The following is a 1,141-nucleotide window of genomic DNA, read 5'->3' as shown; positions in this document are numbered from 1 at the left end:
CAGGGCTGATTCAAAGTGTGTCACAGGCGCTCTGGCCTGAGCCGCACCCATGGGTTTTGGTCGGTGGGAGTGCTCCCTCCTTGTGCCCGAAACCTCCTCTGCCGCAACCGATCTTGATCTGATCAGTTTCCTCCAGGCGATTCCGGACGCCCGCATGCGGCGTGGGGTGCGCATCCCGGGCTGGTACCTGCTTCTGGTGGCGGTGCTCGGGATCCTGAGCGGTTGCCAGAGCCTGCGGGATCTGGAGCGGTTTGCTCGCCGTCACCACGCCGCGCTCACCAAGTCGCTTGGTCTTGAACTGCGGCGGCCGCCATCGGATTCAGCGTTCCGCTACTTCTTCCTACATATGGATGTCACGGCCCTGTGCGCGGCCATACGCGACTGGACGCTCGCCCAGATCCCAGGTGGTGCAGCGGATCTCGACCAACTTATTTGTGATGGAAAGACGCTGCGGGGTTCGATCGAGCCCACGCCTGGTGGCGGCTCAGCGTTCATTGCCCAGGTGACGCTGTACTCGGCCGCATTGGGTGTGGCGATCTCGCAGGCCTGCTACGCCACCGGTGATAACCACGAGCGGGCGGTGCTCAAGCAGCTTCTGGGTGAGCTGCATCTGGAGGGCATGCTGATCCAGGCGGATGCCCTCCACACGCAGCGTCCGTTTTTCGACAGCTCCAGGAGCAGGGGGCCGACTTCCTCCTGACGGTCAAGGCGAATCAGAAGACCTTGCATCGCCAGATCCGCAGCCAGTTCCAGGGAAAGCGCAAGATCCCTTTCGTGGCAACGGATCAGGAGAAGAGCCACGGCCGTGTCATCACCTGGACTTTGCGAGCCAAAGAGGCGCCGGGACACATCCGCGAAACCTGGAGCGGGACCAGCTGGATCGTGGAGGTCATGGCGATCGGGACCCGCAACGGCAAGCCGTTCCAGGCCACCCACCTGTTTCTGACCAGCCTGCGCACCACCCCAGAAGCCCTGCTGCAACTGGTGAGAGACCGATGGAGCATCGAGGGCTGGCACTGGATCCGTGACACCCAGCTGCATGAGGACGCCCATCGCTACCGCGGCAACGGGGCCGGAGCGATGGCGACGCTGCGGACGGCAGCGCTCAACCTGCTCCGACTGGCTGGATTTCAGTCGATCA

General features: G+C 63.5%; 1 pseudogene. It reads left to right on the top strand.

Annotation, left to right across the window (positions count from 1 at the left end):
- Positions 1–49 precede the first annotated feature (49 nt).
- Positions 50–1,141, top strand: a pseudogene (locus CJZ82_RS19705) (ISAs1 family transposase); the annotation flags it as partial.

The organism is Synechococcus sp. 1G10, from assembly GCF_002252625.1.
GTDB lineage: Bacteria > Cyanobacteriota > Cyanobacteriia > PCC-6307 > Cyanobiaceae > Regnicoccus_A.
This window is presented reverse-complemented; position numbering and strand designations above follow the sequence as displayed.